The sequence below is a fragment of the Paraburkholderia sp. GAS82 genome, from assembly GCF_050436285.1.
GTDB classification, from domain to species: domain Bacteria; phylum Pseudomonadota; class Gammaproteobacteria; order Burkholderiales; family Burkholderiaceae; genus Paraburkholderia; species Paraburkholderia phenazinium_B.
On record NZ_JBNDLX010000002.1, the window covers coordinates 148,596 to 165,759 of the forward strand.

The 17,164-nt window shown below is 57.7% G+C and carries 14 protein-coding genes and 1 tRNA gene; 3 read left to right on the plus strand and 12 right to left on the minus strand.

Going from position 1 to position 17,164, the window contains the following annotated elements:
* Positions 1-55: 55 nt before the first annotated feature.
* The 6 genes from P3T17_RS07045 to P3T17_RS07070 form a co-directional block, all read right to left on the minus strand.
* Positions 56-712 (minus strand): isochorismatase family protein, encoded by a 657-nt coding sequence (locus P3T17_RS07045; protein WP_429289395.1) that lies wholly within the window; start codon positions 710-712, stop codon positions 56-58.
* Between the two features lie 11 nt (positions 713-723).
* The gene (locus tag P3T17_RS07050) at positions 724-1,767 is read right to left on the minus strand and encodes a 2,5-dihydroxypyridine 5,6-dioxygenase (RefSeq protein ID WP_429405688.1); all 1,044 of its coding nucleotides are present in this window, start codon (positions 1,765-1,767) and stop codon (positions 724-726) included.
* Positions 1,768-1,807: 40 nt separating this feature from the next.
* Positions 1,808-2,635: an alpha/beta fold hydrolase gene (locus tag P3T17_RS07055; RefSeq protein ID WP_429405690.1), complete on the minus strand. Its 828-nt coding sequence runs from the start codon at positions 2,633-2,635 to the stop codon at positions 1,808-1,810.
* 27 nt (positions 2,636-2,662) lie between these two features.
* Positions 2,663-3,415, minus strand: coding sequence for a maleate cis-trans isomerase family protein (locus P3T17_RS07060; RefSeq protein WP_429405692.1), 753 nt, complete (start codon positions 3,413-3,415; stop codon positions 2,663-2,665).
* A gap of 34 nt (positions 3,416-3,449) precedes the next feature.
* A complete protein-coding gene (locus P3T17_RS07065; RefSeq protein ID WP_429405694.1) occupies positions 3,450-4,661 on the minus strand; it encodes an FAD-dependent monooxygenase in 1,212 nt (403 codons plus the stop codon).
* A 266-nt stretch (positions 4,662-4,927) separates the two neighbouring features.
* Positions 4,928-5,155, minus strand: coding sequence for a hypothetical protein (locus tag P3T17_RS07070; protein WP_429289400.1), 228 nt, complete (start codon positions 5,153-5,155; stop codon positions 4,928-4,930).
* Between the two features lie 1,093 nt (positions 5,156-6,248).
* Between P3T17_RS07070 and P3T17_RS07075 the strand changes: the two genes are divergently transcribed.
* Positions 6,249-7,604: an MFS transporter gene (locus P3T17_RS07075; RefSeq protein ID WP_429405695.1), complete on the plus strand. Its 1,356-nt coding sequence runs from the start codon at positions 6,249-6,251 to the stop codon at positions 7,602-7,604.
* A 177-nt stretch (positions 7,605-7,781) separates the two neighbouring features.
* Here P3T17_RS07075 and P3T17_RS07080 read toward each other — a convergent pair whose 3' ends face one another.
* Together P3T17_RS07080 and P3T17_RS07085 are read right to left on the minus strand one after the other, a co-directional pair.
* Entirely contained in the window at positions 7,782-8,291 is a 510-nt protein-coding gene (locus P3T17_RS07080) for a flavin reductase (RefSeq protein WP_429289402.1), read from the minus strand.
* A 17-nt stretch (positions 8,292-8,308) separates the two neighbouring features.
* Positions 8,309-8,902: a cyclase family protein gene (locus P3T17_RS07085; RefSeq protein WP_429405697.1), complete on the minus strand. Its 594-nt coding sequence runs from the start codon at positions 8,900-8,902 to the stop codon at positions 8,309-8,311.
* Positions 8,903-9,002: 100 nt separating this feature from the next.
* Between P3T17_RS07085 and P3T17_RS07090 the strand changes: the two genes are divergently transcribed.
* Both P3T17_RS07090 and P3T17_RS07095 read left to right on the plus strand, forming a co-directional pair.
* Complete coding sequence (locus tag P3T17_RS07090; RefSeq protein WP_429289404.1) at positions 9,003-9,773, plus strand: AraC family transcriptional regulator; 771 nt, start codon at positions 9,003-9,005, stop codon at positions 9,771-9,773.
* Positions 9,774-10,636: 863 nt separating this feature from the next.
* The gene (locus P3T17_RS07095) at positions 10,637-11,863 is read left to right on the plus strand and encodes an alpha/beta hydrolase family protein (RefSeq protein ID WP_429405699.1); all 1,227 of its coding nucleotides are present in this window, start codon (positions 10,637-10,639) and stop codon (positions 11,861-11,863) included.
* 41 nt (positions 11,864-11,904) lie between these two features.
* Here P3T17_RS07095 and P3T17_RS07100 read toward each other — a convergent pair whose 3' ends face one another.
* From P3T17_RS07100 to rpoD, 4 genes are all read right to left on the minus strand, one after another.
* The gene (locus P3T17_RS07100) at positions 11,905-12,903 is read right to left on the minus strand and encodes a glycosyltransferase family 2 protein (RefSeq protein ID WP_429405701.1); all 999 of its coding nucleotides are present in this window, start codon (positions 12,901-12,903) and stop codon (positions 11,905-11,907) included.
* A 287-nt stretch (positions 12,904-13,190) separates the two neighbouring features.
* Positions 13,191-14,048: a methyltransferase, TIGR04325 family gene (locus P3T17_RS07105; protein WP_429405703.1), complete on the minus strand. Its 858-nt coding sequence runs from the start codon at positions 14,046-14,048 to the stop codon at positions 13,191-13,193.
* Between the two features lie 438 nt (positions 14,049-14,486).
* Positions 14,487-14,574 (minus strand) — tRNA-Ile (locus tag P3T17_RS07110).
* A gap of 164 nt (positions 14,575-14,738) precedes the next feature.
* Positions 14,739-17,123 carry an RNA polymerase sigma factor RpoD gene (rpoD, locus tag P3T17_RS07115; protein ID WP_074266545.1) on the minus strand — a complete coding sequence of 795 codons (2,385 nt, stop codon included), beginning with the start codon at positions 17,121-17,123 and terminating at the stop codon, positions 14,739-14,741.
* Between the last annotated feature and the right edge of the window lie 41 nt (positions 17,124-17,164).

Below are 17,164 nucleotides of genomic sequence, written 5' to 3' on the forward strand. Positions count from 1 at the left end.
GCTCTTCCCGTGCGCGCAGGTCCACCGATAAGCAATGGCATATCCTGGCTAAGTGTCAGCGAACGTTCCTGCCGCTGCTTTTTTCAATTGCGCCAATTGCGTCGTCGAGCGGCATAACCGCCGCATATTTCTGCGCCATATCGAAGAGATTCGCCTCGTGCGGTGCAATTGCGCGATCTCCCACGCAATCGGCAAGGACCAGCGGTCGGAAACCGTACGACATTGCGTCCACAACGCTTGCACGCACACAACCGCTTGTCACGGCACCGGCAACCAGCAAAGTCTGTACGGCGCGCTCCGTAAGCCACGGGGCGAGTTGCGTGCCGAAAAACGCCGATGGCACCGTTTTCCGCACAACCAACTCACCGCTTTCAGGTGTGAGTTCATCGACGATGGCGCTATTGGGATTGTCTTCGGTAAGCGACGCCATGCCAGGAACCTTTACCGAGAAAACGTTGTTACTGCTTCCGTCGTCGGCGTAGACAATCCGGCTGTGTGCAACAGGCCACCGATTTCGACGCGCAAGCGCAAGCGCTTCGACAGTGCGAGCGATTGCGGGACCGATGTTTCCGCCGCCGAACACATCTGGATCTGCGAATCCAATAACGAAATCGACGATCAGGAGTCCGACATTGCCTTGAACCGGCAATGGCGTTCCGAATCCTTGCTTATGGTAAACACCCGCTTCGGCATGTTCTGAAAGATCGGTCATCGTAGTCCTTGTCAGTGTTGGGCCGTATCCGCTACCCGACCATCGGCGACGACCACTTCATCGTCGATTCGCACGGTGCAGTTACGCAGTGGAATGTCAATGTGACACGTGGTGGTGCGGCTGCCGCCGCCTTCGTTGTTAGGTCCGAGCGAGAACAGGAAATTACCCTCGAAGGCGCGCGCGTCCATTCCAATGGTTGCTTCGCGGTCGTACAGACCAAGCGTCGACCAGCGCGCACGACGTTGCAGTCCCCAGCCAATGTGGGAGATCGCGTAGCCTTCGGGATCGTTGAAGGTTTCCATGTAATCGCGCAACAGTGCAGCGTCGATGCCGCCTTCGATCTTCGTCGCATAGCCCTTTTCCACCGTCAGCACGATCGGCTCGCCGACGTAGCGTTTCTGCGGCAGCAGGATGTCGCCGCGATCGATCACGATCGTGCCACTGGCGGTTCGGTCATTCGGGAAGGTCAGTGCAAAGCCGCTAGGCCAGTGGTCCCAGCGACCCGGCTTGTCGACGAAACCATATTCGGCGATCGCAGGAAACTCACCCATAGGGCACACAAGCGATGTGCCTGCTGGCGACGTAACGCGCATCTCGCGCGCGGCGCTTATCTTTTTCGCAGCGGCCAGCACGCGCTCGCGGTCGGCGTATGTCGGTACCAGCCGCGCCAACACTTCGGGCGGCTCAACTGCAAGTAGGATCTTCGTGCCGGACTTGAGGATGTCGTGTTGCTCGGGCGAGAAAAGCAACGTCATCAGATCAAGCACGAGGTCGCTCTCTTTCAGCGCGGCAATCGCCGCGCGGTTGCCTGTCAATGGCGTCGTGCCGAGGTACGCGAGCGAGTCGCGGCTAAATGCCTTCTCGCCATTTACCGGTGGTAAGTCAAGCCGGTTGACGACTGCGCCCATCGACTGTGTTGCGATGAGTGCGCAAGCGAGAGTCTGCGGGTGCGTGGAGGAACTCGTCAAGATGGTGACGGTTTGCCCGCGTTCGAGGCGGGACAGCGTAAGCACTTCCTTCCAGGCTTCGACCAGTTGATGGTCGCTGATAGGCATGGCGGCTCCTTCGGGGCTGGCAAATAGGGGGCTGGCGAGCTCAAACGAGCGGCGCGCCGAGAAAGTCACCGAACGCCGCGTAAAAGCCCGTCGCGTTGTCCCACGGAATCATGTGGCCCGCGTTCGGCACACGCACATGCTGCATCGACGGCGTCGCACGTTGCAGTTCGGCGACATCCTCGTCACGCACAACGTCGCCGCGCTCAGCCGTGATCAGCAGAGACGGCACGTGCAGTTGCGCAGCGTCCGCATGGAAGTCGTCGATGTGAAAGCCTTCAAACGATGCAATGATTGCGCGCTCGTCGCAGGTGTGCAGCCACTCGGCTCGCAACTGGAGCTCCTGATCGGTCCACGTCGGCAAAAACGCGCGCATTGCCTCCGCGCCCACGCCGGCTCGAGCGAGCGCCATCGAATCGACGTACCACGGCAGCTTGCTTGGATACTCGCGACGGCCAGGACCCGACACCGGCGGGTCCACCAGCACGACCGATTCGAGGCCAATGGGCTTGCATGTCGCCGCGCGCGCTGCAATGCGTGCGCCCATCGAATGGCCTACAAGCGTGAATCGCTTCACACCAAGCGCGTCTGCGAATGCCACTACATCGTCGGCTTGCGCGGTCAGGCTGTAGTCAAGCGTTGGCGACGCCTCTGACAAGCCGCGGCCACGCACATCGATCACGTAGGTATCGAACTCACGGCCGAACACTTCACACACAAATCCCCACGTAATGGCGGGACTCGTGATGCCTGGAATCAGGATGATCGCGGTGCGCTCACTCCGCGTCCCATGTGTTCCACCGTAGCGGAGATAGTGCTGGCGAATACCGTTTGCGGCAACGTTCGCGCCGTACTGAAGAGTCGTAAACATAGGGGCGTCCCTGTGAATTTGCGAGGCTCAGTACGCGCCGGACAGCAACGCGCCCGCACCCGGAACGATACGTTCGAGGTCCAGTTCGCGCAGCATTGCGTACGTGGTTGCGATCGCCGCAGTAACGACCGGCTTTCCTGTCATCGCCTCGACCTTTGCAACCGCCGGCAGCGATGGCATCTGCACACACGCCGACAACACGATCGCGTCGGCATCCTGGTAGCGCAACTGCTGCACGATCGCCGGCAGGTTGGCCGGGTCGTGGCGTCCGACTTCCAGGTTGTCGGGGATTTCGAGTGCACGGTAGTCGAGCACCTCGTAGCCTTCGTTGCGGACGTAGTCGACGACCAGCTCCGTCAAAGGCTTCATGTACGGTGCAACTACAACGATGCGCTTCGCGCCGATGACCTTTAGCGCATCAATCAGCGCGCCGGCGCTGGTCAGCACCGGGGCGTGGGCGTCGTTAGCAGCCGTGTGCTTTGTGAGTCGCTCCTGCGATGCACGATGGTAGCCGTGGCCCATTGCCATGATCGCAACGAGACATGCGTAGCCGAGCACATCGACGCGCGCGTCAGACAGCTCAACCGCGCAGCGGTCGGACTCCGCATCCATTGCTGCCAGTTCTTCCTTGACGACCTTCTTCATGCGCATCCGGCTCGAATGGAACGTGAAGCGCTCCGGCCGGATGGCCTCCCGCAGGCGCAACATTGCGGGAATCTCTGTTTCCATCGTGGTATTTGAGCTCGGCACAATCTGGCCGATGCGATAAGTCTTGGTCATGTGTGTTTGCCTCGAACTCTAGATTAGCTTCGCGTTAAGCCACCGCTGCTACACGCGGCTGGAAGTCCGCCGCGTTGTATGCGTACACCCAGTCAGCCTGAATGCCCGAAGCGTGCGGATTGATCCACGACTTGAACTGATATATGAGGTCGCGTTTGCGCTGGGCGAAAAGTGTCGGGAGGTGATAGGTCCGTCCACGTTCACGCGACTCCAGCTGTACCCGGCTGGTGCGTGGAATGCGCTCTGCTTCGTAATCGCGCAGGGCCGATGCGACGTCGGTGCCGTGCCCAGCGAGCGAGCGCGCCAGCACGTAGCCATCCTCGATCGCCATCGCCGCGCCTTGAGAAAGGAACGGCAGCATGGGATGGGAGGCATCGCCCAGCAAGGTGATCCGCCCTTTCGACCACGTCGTCATTGGATCGCGGTCGAACAGACCCCATTTGAATACGGAGTCAACGCGATCAAACAACTGCGTAATGTTCGGATGCCAGCCAGCGAACGCGGCGAGCAGTTCTTCGCGAGTGCTAGGCGCATTCCACGACTCTTCGACCCACTCGGCGGTCTCATTGACTGCAACGATATTGACTGCCTGCCCGCGACGAACGTAGTAGGTAACGATATGTGATTTCGGGCCCAGCCAGAACGATGAATCAGGGCTCACGAAATCAAAGTTCCCGTCCACCGGAACAACCGCCCTGAAGCACATGTTGCCGGTGAACTTCGGCGCATCGTCGCCGAACAGTTTGTTGCGGACTGTCGATCGCACGCCGTCCGCGCCCACGATCAGATCCGCTTCGAACTCCGAACCGTCTGCGAAGATAGCTGCGGCGCTATCACCTGTTTGCCTGATATCGACACACGCCGACGAAAGCGATGCAACGCCAGCTGGCAACGAGTCGACCAGCAACTGATGCAAATCAGCACGGTGAACATGAAAAAACGGGGCATTGTAGAGACGCGGACACTCGTCCGCCAGCGGGATGCGGAAAATCTCCTTTGCCGTGTCCCAGTTGCGGCCAACGATGGCCTGAGGCAGAAACGCGACTTTTCGCAGTGCCTCTCCCAGACCCAACGCCTCAAGTACCTTGACGGCATTTGGCGTGACCTGAATGCCAGCGCCGATTTCACCGAACGCGTTAGCGCGCTCAAAGGCATGCACCTCGATCCCGTGCTGCGCGAGCGCGCTTGTGAGGGCAACACCTCCGATACCGCCGCCAACCACGCCAACCCGAAGTTTTCTAGTCATCTTGCTTACTCTCCGCTGAATGCTCGAGCCGAATCAGCCATGCGGCCCGCACTATTTGGCCATACAATTAATTTATGCGACGAACCATTCTGTTCAACGGCCGCAATCCGGCGGCTCGAGACTCAATCACGACACCCTGCAACCGAATTGTTCCGCACGGACCGGAAATACCACCGCGGATCGCGCTTACCGCTGCGGCCTTCACCTCACTGGCCGGCCGCTGTGCCTGAGTCCGCCGCGGCGATTAATTCAAACCGCAACTTTACTCAACGGTGAAGAGAGACGCGCAACGCCCCACCAATCTGCTGCATGGCAGAGTGCATCGCTTCAGTCACCGTCGACTCGAGACCACTGTCCTTGGTCGCCGCAATCATGTCGTCCAGGACCTCAGCTGCATCCGCCGACGTTTGGTCGGGCAGCACCGCGGCAATCGCATTAAGGGCACCGACAAGACCAAGGATTTGTCCCCGCATCGTTTCGAGCTCATTTTCCATCGACCACTCCTCCATAGCTTCAACGCAACTGCTGTTAGCCGACGAATGACGCCCAAGTCCTCTGCATCCGCCGTTGGTTTGTACCTGCAGTTAATTATATGATCGTAAAATTAATAGCGCAAGCCCGATTTTTGCCGTGCCGATCACCGAGCATCTACATCGGCAAGCCTGCTCGAGTTCGCCGGCAAGTCGACCAATTCCCCCAGAGGCCGCTATGCCAGTGCCGTGACGGGCAACAACGCAATGGGACTTTTCATTGGCCGCGCGGGCGCAAATTCAGCGCGGCGCAAACCGACGTCAGCACGGCCGCAAGGAAGGCAATACGATCCGTTCCGCACCGCTCCGTCCTGTCACAAACATGGTTAGTGCCCGGTGTGCTGCGTTAGGCAGAATTGAGCGTTCCGCCTGAAGACGCCTGGCCCGAGCCCACGGCCGGTCCTTCCTGCCGAAGCTGCTTTTCGCTGGTCAGACGTAGCCATACAGGGTGAAAAGCAACGAGTAGGGAATTTCGTGTCCCGCAACGTCGTACGCGACAAGGTCCACCTCTTCAACGATAAACATGGATGCGAGAAATTTCCCGATTGAGGAAAGAGTACGAGTTAAAGATGCCGCACAGTTGGGCAATTTAGCTGGGCTCATTTGACTTTGGCCAAGGTAACAATGCATTAAAGAGGGATGACGGTGGTCGCTTTGCCACCAACCCGGAATTGAGTTTCTGGATTTGTATGTTTCGGATAACTGAATTACATGTGTGTCGAAAAATGCAATCCTTGAGAGATACTCTAGCGACAATCGCCCGATCTGGATTTGGCTAAAACGACAATTTACCTCTAAAAACGGTCAACTTCGTTCGGACACGTTCGCCTACGAATTCCCTGGTCGTCGATACGGCGCGGGGCAAGATGACCCTTCGGTCGATACCCCAGACTGTAGTAGGACGTGCGAGCCGTCAGAACGAAACGGGCGAAACCTTCGACCACAAGTCCGGTTTTGAACGATTGTTGGCCGAAGTGAAGCGGCGAAAGGGCAGTACACGCAGATAGACTGACTACATCAAGAATCACGGATCCTGATTTCACAGCGGAGACATGTGATGGAATCACGCAAAGTCTACATTCACGACGTAATCGATCATTCTCGAATCGGCCGCGCCCAGTACGTCGCACTAGCGCTCTGTGCATTGCTCATGCTCTCCGATGGCTTCACCACGCAAGCCTTCAGCTACATCGTGCCCGTTCTCGCAAATGACTGGCATCTTCCAAAGTCCATCCTCGGCAGCATTTTCTCGTCCGTACTCATTGGTCTGATGATCGGAAATTTCGGCATCTCGCCCTTTGCGAAACGTTTCGGCACAAAGAAAATGACGGTATGGTCAACGGCTGCGTTCGGCTTGTTCACGCTGTTAACTGTCTTTGTAACGAACGTGCCGCAGTTGATCGCGCTCCGGCTGCTTACTGGCATCGGACTAGGATCTGCCGTACCCTGTGCCGTCGGCCTCACATCCGAATTCAGTCCCAAACGGACACGCGCAACGTTTGTTTTATTAATCTACGTCGGCTATTCCCTCGGATTTACTGTCGCGGGCTTCTGCTGTGGCGCAATGATTCCACGCTTCGGCTGGACCGCTCCACTTTGGGTGTGTGGTCTCGGGCCGATTGTTTTAACGTTACTGCTCATTCCTCTCTTGCCTGAGTCTGCCTCGCATCTTGCGCGGCACAGGTCGCAAAAAGACTTGCTTCAAATGGCGCGCCGATTCTTTCCTAAATTCAACTTACCGGACGGCGCCGTCCTAACCGCCAACGCCCATAAGAATAGCGATGGGGCCGTAAGTGGCTTGTTTTCCGCACGTTTGCGTGTCGGCACGTTTTTGCTGTGGGTTGTGTACAACATCAACCTGGCGGAATTCTATTTCCTGCAGAGCTGGCTACCGACATTTCTGCACTCCCTTTCTTACTCGCCCAGAATGGTCGTCTGGGTAACGGCCATCAGCACTGTCGGTGGCATGGCAGCCGGACTCATTTTGGGTCCGCTGATGGACCGGTTCGGGCCGTATATCATCCTCTCAGCGCTATTCCTGTTTGGCGGTATATCGATGCTGGCAATTTCTATGGCGCTTGGCGCAACACATTTTTTACTTGTGCTGGCGGCATTTTGCTGCGGCGCATGTACTAGCGGCGGCCAGAAAGGGATTGTCGCATTGGCCGCCCTCTTTTATCCAGCCGACTTACGTGCGCCCGGCGTGGCATGGGCTTCTGGTATTGGTCGTCTTGGCGGTGCCGGGGGCACCTATCTGGCCGGGGTGTTATACGCGTCGAACTGGCGGCCGGAGGACATCTTCCGCGTCGCGGCAGCTCCGGCCGTCGTCGCAGCGATCTTTGTAGGATTCATGGGCTGGCTTTACAGCGGCGACGGGTCTCTCCCGTCCTCCGCATTAACTCAGGATAGCTGACCCGTTTTCAGACGGCGGGGCACGCTAACTCAATCGCAATTCGCATTTCAAGACAAGCAGAAGTCTTGACGATAGCGATTGCTCTTTCCTTTCATACTCCTATATATTCGTCGGGCCTGTATTGCTTTCTGGCATCCTGTCTGGATTTCAGATCAGACCCGACGTGCACAACTTGCTCTACCGATTCACCAAGGAAGTGGCCTGCAATCCATGGTATCGACGATCAAAGTAGATGAGCCCGCCAATCGTCTCGCCATCGCTCAGTTTTATTTCCTGCACCTCGCAAAAGAAGACCCTGTGAGTGCCTTGGCAGACGGTGTCAATTACCTTGCAGTCGAACGCTACCAGTGCATCCTCCAGCACAGGGGCACCCGTTTTCAGGGTGCTCCACGACGTTCCGGCGAAACGCTCCTCTACGCTGACGCCCGCACCGAACCTACGGGATAGCGCCTCGTGGGAAACACTTAATGTGTTCACGCACAGTACGCCGTTTTCGATCAGCGCGTTGTGTGCCGACGACTGCTGGTTAACGCAAACGAGTAGCGTGGGTGGCGTATCGGTGACGCTGCAAACAGCTGAGGCTGCAATGCCGGCTTTCCCAGCAACGCCATCGCTGGTGACTACGTGAACCGCAGCGCCGAGCCTGGCCATCCCAGCTCTGTAGCTAAGTTGTTCTTGGCTGAGCATGATGATGTCCTTTTACCTTACTGTACCGTGTCGGGCACTTCCGCCACCACGCGGCAGGAGAGCCCGCTGAAGCCGAGGAAACCTGTCCACGCAGTGTGCATCGTGAACTCCGTCTTGCCGACCGCGTTGTAGAGCTCGTCGATCTTGTTCATATTTTCGATGATGAAGCCGCCGCGGCGACCAACCAGGAGATCTGCTGGGCCATGCTGATCACCGCGACGCAGGCCGGCAAAATCCAGACCGATGAAGCCCAGCTTCATTTTCGCCAGCGTTTCGATGAAATCCCAAGACATCTGGGGATGGCCGCGGAAATAGTCACGCGTTCCGTACGAGTACTTCGACAGGTAGCCCGTGTGGAAGATAACGAAGTCGCCTTCGCGAACGTCGTATCCTTCGAGGACCTTTTCCGTGATTTCGGTTTCGCCGACGTCGCCTACATGAACGATTACGCCTCGGCGGACGGCGTATTCAGCCGGCGGACGACCTTGTCCCTCATACACGTCCAGGTGCGTGCCGATGTGCCCCTGGGACATGAAGCTGTTCTGGTCTTGATTGGCCTTGCCAACAACGGGATCGTGCATGTCGATGGCCAACGTGAGATCGAGGAACATATTTTTTTCTCCACTAGAATTGTGAAGTACCAATGTAAGCTCCCGGGCCAGGCAGGCACCCTCTAACATAGGTCACAATCCATTCAAAACAGGACAACCGATGCAACCGAATCCGCCACTTCTCGCGGTACGTCGCGATAACTTTCCTGTCAGCGCGGTGATTCGCGAGGGAGACGCGGTGGATTTCGAGGCGCATGTGCACGCATGCGGACAACTGGTTTTCGCACAGCACGGTCCCATGCTGTTGGAGACACGCAGCGGCATCGTGCGGATGGGACCCGACCGTGCGGCGTGGCTACCTGCTGGAGAGTCGCACGCGGTGTTTCTGGACCGTCGATTCCGATATCACAGCCTTTACATCGATAGCGACTTTTGCTCGCGCGGGACGTGCGGGGTTTTCATTCTCACCCCGCTGCTTCGTGAACTCATAATCGATGTGTCGTTGTGGCCTGAGAGCAATCTGACGGCTGACGAGAAGATGCGGCGCGCGTACGTCATCGTGGACGAAATCGTGCGAGCCCCGCGAACCGGCTCATCCGTTCGCATTCCTGAAGACAAGAAGCTTGGCGTTATTTGCAGGGCAATCGAACGAGACACCTCCATCGAAAAGTCGCTCGAGGATTGGGCCGTCGAGGTTGGCGCCAGCACCAAAACACTACAGCGACTTTTTCTGGCGCAAACGGGTATGGCCTTCCAGCAGTGGCGCAATCACGTGAGGATGACAAGGGCTCTTGAAATGCACATGGCTGGCATGCGGGAGCTCGACGTTGCGCTGGCAGTAGGGTATGCCACAGAAGGCTCCTATGCGCAGGCTTTCAAGAAGTTCTATGGCCATCCCCCAAGCTTCCTGAAACGCCGTGCAACGGCCTAGGTTTCTGCCGGCGCACGGCAAGAGCCTCCCGTTGGTCTTCCCTTGTGGGAGACACGTGAAACGCACGTCGGTCTGGACGAAAGCCTTCACCGTATCCGTGCAGCGCTAAAGAAAGTACAGCAATCTGCCGATATCCTGGTGTCCTCTCCCTTCAGGTAGCCGACAATGATTGTGAACGGAAACGTAACCACTACGGGACTCGTTCCCCTACCGACGACGAATACCCCTTCTTCGAGCAATGCCGCGTCAAACTCCGCGCAGGGCACCTCCACAACAACGGATGCAAGTAGTGATGCATCCGGCACGGCGTCTGGCACGAAGCCGGCTACGGGCAGTACATCTGGAGTCTCGGGCGCCACATCGACTACCTCCTCAAGCGACTCCGGGTCAGCATTGGCCGCAGCTCAACTGCGGACAATGAAGACATGGCCGTGATGAATGTCGAGGCGTTCTCGACTGTCCACTCCTTCGATTGACCGGTAATGTTCTTCATGATGGACTTCAAACGCCGAGGGTGGCTTACCACACGGATCTCGGAGGTGATCTGGGTGTCAAATACCAAGGGTGCCATTTCCAAGGGCAGCGCTTTCTGCACGCTTGAATCCTTAGGGCGCGGCCGCATTCCCTGCCAAGTGACGACAATTGCAGATTTGGATCGGGCACGAGACGCCCTTGGATGCAGGCTTCTGTCGCGATGGAGCATTCCGGACCGAACCACCGAAGCGCCAACGGCCAAGAGTAAACAGTTGATAGAATCGATCGGCGACGCTTGCACCAATAAGGCCATCGCGGAGGAAGCTTCCCCTGGAATCGACATGGACACGTCCCTTTCCCCAGGTTTCTAACAGCGACGAGGCATCCACATGATCTCTGGAACGCCTTCTTCTTGGGCTCTTGCCGCTTCCGGTCTTGTCGCGCTCGTGGTCGCGGCGGTGATTGGCGTCGCCTGGTATGCAGGGCTTGTCGACCCGAAGGAAATGATCCGTGCCGTGATTTTCCTCGACACGGACAGGCCCCGGTTGGAGGGGCCCTATGCCGTCGGCTTCGCCAGTGTTGATGTGAAAACGGGGAGCGACGGCCCTTCGCTTCCGGTCGACATCTGGTACCCCGCACAGGCGCCCGGCGATGGCATGGGGCGCTCAATTCTGCGATGGGTCGCAGCAGTCGGACATCCTACCTCACCGCCGTTCACGCGAAATGGAAAGCTGTCCGAAGCCCGTGCTAAATATCCCCTCATCATTTACTTCCCATCATGGTTCAGTGTTCGCCAACAGAGCACATTTACGCCCGCAAACCTGGCGAGCCATGGTTTCATCGTCGCTACGGTGGACGACATCGTGCACGCCCCTCGTCTTCCCGGACGAGAGGGCACAGCTCAGGCATCGGAGATCCCCGGCGATTCGATGGAAAGCTTCGAGGCTTATCGCCCCGTCGCAGCCCTCCGGGCTGAACTGGCGGCGAAATCGGGCTCTGCCATCATCGACGCATTTCAGAATATTCCGGTGTTTGGACAACGTTTGGATATGGCGAAGGTCGGTGCCGTCGGGTTCTCGTTCGGGGGCGCGACGGCAGCGCAGATGAGTAGCGACGATCGACGCATCAAGGCCGTCGTGAATTTTGACGGCTCCTTGTATGGGCGCCCTGAACGCGGCAATGTCGAGGTGCCTTACATGATGTTCTATAGTGGTTGGACCTATCCGACTTGCGAGGAACTCCTGCATAGTGACTTCGCCACGCGGATCAACTCGGTGCTGACGGTCGAGTCAGTTGCGCACCAGATTCGCCAGGCCACGCTCCCGAACAACTGGACCTTCACGGTAAAGGGTACGGTACATGATGATTTCGCGGACAAGCTCGCGAAGCCCCCATGGAAGGCCGCATTCGACAAAACTGCAATCAACAGGGCGAAGACCTGGTCCGAGATCAATCGCTATGTTGTTGCATTCTTCACCCGCTTTTTGCTAGGCGAGAATCAGCCTTTGTTGAAGGAGCCAGCCCCGTTCGCAGAAATACGGCCCTTCATGGAGAACCAGGCGCCGCCACAAGACCGGGCATCGGCCACTGGATCCACACAATCCCGCTGTCCTTAGATCACAACGCGTTTTTGCGCGTCTGGTCGACCAGAGTTAATCTATTCGACGCCGACTCCGGCCATGGCTTTGCCACGCCGGTATATTGAGGCGACATCCTCTGCTCGTTCGAAACCAACGAAACGCGACAATGCCTTGAGATAGGATGGACTTAAGGGCAGGAAGCGTCCGAACATCTGGTCGAGTTGTGCGAGGCGGGCCCGGAACGCCCCGATATCGTATCGATACAACAGCCGCATGTATGACGAGAGGCGTTGCTTGAGCATTTCCTGATCGTCCTCCGAAAGCATGTCTAAAGAATGCCGGTGTCCCTCAGTGATCCTGAAGAAGTTCTCCATATATTGTTCTGTGAGGTCTATGGCGTTGTAGCGCGCTCCCCGGAGCCCAAGACGGCGGTGTGGTTGCTGTCTCCACGCGAAGAGCGGGTCTGCGCTCTCGACCGTCAAAACCTTTGCGCCTTTTTTTGCGAGCTTTAGCAGAAAGTCCTGGTCCTCATCTACCTTGATATTCTCGTCGAAGCCGGCCACATCCGCTATCCATTGTCTTCTGAATACGCTCTGGCCCAAATGTATTAGAGGTCCCTTGGCGAGAATTTCCAGTTCGCTCGGCTGTGAAGAAAACGCTGAGCACTCGGCGAGGCGAACCCTTCGCGCAGCATCGCCTTCGACGATGACCTCTTCCCATCGCGACATCACATAGGCGACACCCGGATCAGCAGTCCGGCAGGCGATCGACTGAAGCTGCAGTTTCGTAGGGGCCAGGAAATCGTCGGCATCCAGAAACTGAATCCAGTCTGCTGTCGTCGATTGCCATCCCAGGTTTCGGGCAGCACTAACCCCCTTGTTGGGCTGCGTGAGAATCGTCCACCGATGGCGGCAACCCTCGAGGTGCTCCCGAGCCTTCGAGACGGTATCGTCCGATGAGCCGTCATCGACGATCAGGATTTCAACCTCGTCATGCGTCTGTGACGTTACCGTCTGCAACGTAGTGTCGACATACGCGGAGGCGTTGTAGCAAGGAATGACGATGGCGATTTGCAACGATGCCCCCATTGATGGATAACTTTCGATCTCATCGCGCCAGGATTTGCGAGAGAGTGCGAAGTGTCAGTTAGCGGTCCTCAAAAGTAACGATCCACCGTCAGAGCCGGTGGCTTTCCATGGCTTGCCCCTCAAAGGGGCCTGTTCGCCATCTGTAAAAGGCAGCAACGTCAGCCGGAACAGCGGCTGACTGCTTCGGTTGTAGCGTGGCGGCTGCGCAACCCCGCCCAACCCTTCACGATTAAACGGCTGAAGCCGTCCGCCCTTACATCCCTTTCAATTTCCGGCTACAGCTGTTCAAGCCATAGGCCTGTATAAGCTCCTACACTCGAGGAGGGGCGATCTACGACGGTGAGCCCGAGTTCTGCCGCCTGCCATTCACCCAGCACCTCGTAGCCGAGGCGCTTGAAATCAGCAACGAGTTTCGAACGGTTGTAAACCTTGCAAGCGACACGAATTATTCCCGCATAATCTTGAACGACAGCGAATTCTGGACCTTCTGTCAGCGGTGATCGATTTATCAGGATATATTTTGGACGTTGTTTGATATTTTCAATGAACTCCGGCAATGGTTTGTCGAAGTAGTGAAGAGCCCCGCTCACAATCAATAAATCAAGACCTTCGGCCTGCTGCAGGTCATCGGTAAATTGAAGGTTGTCTACGTTCTTCTCGCTGGCCAATGCCCGCCCGCGCAGGATATTATCGGGCAGATCGTACACAGTCCAGATTGCGTCCGGTCTCAGGGGCAAATAATCTCGATAGCGATAGTAAAGATTGCCAACATTGCCCCCCATATCGAATATCTTTTTTATGCAAGGGATCCGGTCGCGGAGGTAATAGAAGGCGGCGTAGTCACTGGGTTTGGCCACGCGGTTGAGCTCGAACTGGTTGAGCTCGAACTGCAAGGCCGAATTTACGGGATGTTCATGGCCTCCTTTCGCATAGGGCCTGACTGCCCTTTCGGCTTCGTCAAGCGTTCGGAAGCTGCGTCTGTATCCCAGCATGCATCCGAAAATCGCGGCTCCTGAGCGAGTGCGTTCGATTCCTTCTATCAATCGGCGGCTATAACCGATCGTTCCGAGAACCCTGAAAACCTTCGCGGTCCTGACGATTTGCATATCGCGCAGCCTGATCTTCGCTTCCATTGATAGACTCCCATGCGAACATGTGCTCGCCGCTCGTAACCAGACGTCTTCCGTGCGCGAAAGTCATCGCGACACACGACCAGATTCGACAAGCCAAGTCATCCATCTGGCATAAAGTGTTGCCGATCTTCGCCCTGGCGAATGTTCGGCGTCGCTCATGCCACGCTACTTCGACAAGGATGCCGGGGGTCGCCTCAGAATAGGTCTGAGGGTTTCGAGTAGCGAGGCAATGTGCGTCGCCGTCAGCGGGCTAGGCTGGAAGGCTCTTGAGAACGGCGAGGAATTCGACCGGCTGCATCGGCGCGGCATGCAATCGTGGGAAGAGCATGATCGCACAGTCGGTGGGGCCAGGCTGCGTGCTAGATCTGCCGTAGCCTATGTGTAGCCTGGAAGGAATCGTTGAAGTCGCTACGAAGTATGAAAAACGGCTGAAAGCCTTGGTGGGCCGGGTGGGAGTCGAACCCACGGTGTCCTTTCGGAGGCGGATTATGAGTCCGCTGCCTGCAACCAGCACGGCGTCCGGCCCTGAGATGATGCGAAACCAACAAAAAGACCCGGTCTAAACAGAGGCCGGGCCTATTCGCTGATTGGCCGACATACTACACGAAAAAGGGGCTTCCGTGACCGCTCCGCGTGAGCAAAACGATCCGAAAGCCCCTATATCCGCATCAGTAGCCGGCTGCTCCTCGATCAGTTCCCTTCGAGGAACGACTTCAGCTTGTCAGAACGGCTCGGGTGACGCAGCTTGCGCAGCGCCTTCGCCTCGATCTGGCGGATCCGTTCACGCGTCACATCGAACTGCTTACCGACTTCTTCGAGCGTGTGATCGGTGCTCATCTCGATACCGAAGCGCATACGCAACACCTTCGCTTCGCGCGGCGTCAACGAGTCCAGCACGTCCTTCACGACATCGCGCATGCTCGCATGCAGCGCCGCGTCGGCCGGGGCAACCGTGTTCGTATCTTCGATGAAGTCGCCCAGATGCGAATCGTCGTCGTCACCGATCGGCGTTTCCATCGAGATCGGCTCCTTCGCGATCTTCATGATCTTGCGGATCTTGTCTTCCGGCATCTCCATCTTTTCCGCCAGCGTTGCCGGATCCGGCTCGAGACCGGTTTCCTGCAGAATCTGACGCGAAATACGGTTCATCTTGTTGATCGTTTCGATCATGTGAACCGGAATCCGGATGGTACGTGCCTGATCCGCGATCGAACGCGTGATGGCCTGACGGATCCACCAGGTGGCGTACGTCGAGAACTTGTAGCCGCGACGATATTCGAACTTGTCCACGGCCTTCATCAGGCCGATATTGCCTTCCTGAATCAGGTCCAGGAACTGCAGACCACGGTTCGTGTACTTCTTCGCAATCGAGATCACGAGACGCAGGTTGGCCTCGGTCATTTCGCGCTTGGCCTGACGCGCCTTCAGTTCGCCAGCCGCCATCTGACGGTTGGTTTCCTTCAGGTCCTTCAGCGGCAGCACGACGCGCGCCTGCAGGTCCAGCAGGCGTTGCTGCTGTTCGCGAATCGCCGGGATGTTACGCGTAAGAATCGCGCTATACGCGTGACCTTCCGTCACGATCTTGTCGGCCCACTCGAGATCCGTTTCGCTGCCCGGGAACCGCGCGATAAACTCGGCACGCGGCATACCGCACTTGTCGACCACCGTATGCAGAATCTGACGCTCGACCTGACGCACTTCGTCCACCTGGGCACGCAGCGTGTCGCACAGACGCTCGACGGTACGCGCGGTGAAGCGGATGGTCATCAGCTCGTTCTGGATCGTTTCCTGAGCCTTCAGATACGACTTCGACTTGTAGCCTTCCTTCTCGAACGCACGACGCATCTTGTCGAACCATTCGCTGATGAGGGCGAACTTCTCGAGCGAGGCACGCTTCAACGCTTCCATCTGCGCTGCGTTGGCCGTGGCTTGCGCCGCGCCATCGTCGTCTTCCTCGTCTTCCTCTTCACCCTCTTCGACTTCTTCCTCTTCGCTCTCGATCGCTTCCGCTTCCTGCACGGAGAAGCCATCCGCGTCTTCCGCGTTGGCGTCGATCAGGCCGTCGACCAGTTCGTCGATACGGATTTCCTCGTTCGCGACGCGCTCAGCCATCGCGAGGATGTCGGCGATGGTCGTCGGGCACGCGGAGATGGCCATCACCATGTGCTTCAGGCCGTCTTCGATCCGCTTTGCGATTTCGATTTCGCCTTCGCGCGTGAGCAGCTCGACCGTACCCATTTCGCGCATGTACATGCGGACCGGGTCGGTGGTGCGGCCGAATTCGGAATCGACGGTGGACAGCGCAACTTCCGCTTCCTCTTCGACTTCGTCGTCAGACGAAGCCGCCGGGGCATTGTCGTTCAGCAGCAGCGTTTCAGCATCGGGCGCCTGCTCGTAGACGGCCACGCCCATGTCGTTGAACGTGCTGATGATGCCTTCGATCGCCTCGGTCTCGGTGAAGTTGTCCGGGAGGTGGTCGTTAATTTCGGCGTACGTCAGGAAGCCGCGCTCCTTGCCGAGCTTGATCAGCGCGCGCAGTTTCGAGCGACGCTCTTCGAGTTCTTCGACGGTGCCAGGCTGGGTGGACGCGAAAGCATCTTTCAGCAGCGCTTTTTCCTTCGCGCGGCGGTCGCGTGCCTTGGCCTTTTCGCCTTTGCCCGGAGCTGCAGTAGTTTCCTCGCTCGGGGTTGCGTCGTCATCGACGGATACTTCGTTCAGCTTTTTCGTCATGGAGTTCGCCGTACCGGCTGTAGTCTCGACTCGCGGCTGTTGGACAACAGCCGGCGGAACCGTGGATACTGGAGTCTCGCGCGTTACCGCATCGTCCTGGGCGGCAACGGCTTCCCTTGCGCTTCTGGCACTCGGCCGCTTCGCAACCGGCGTGGCGGCTTTCGCCGTACTCACCGACGCCGCTTTCGCGGCGGAAGTAGTCGAGGATTTCTTCCTCACATCCGGCGTAACGCTTGCGGCAGACGCTCTTTTCGCGGAGGAAGCGGACCTGGCCCCTGTGACCTTGATGGTTGGCTCCTCGGAGCCCGTGCCTGTCCCTTTCTTTCCGCCTGTAGTCTTTGCCATTGCAATCGCCTTTCGCCTTTTGCCTGGAAAACAAACCGCTG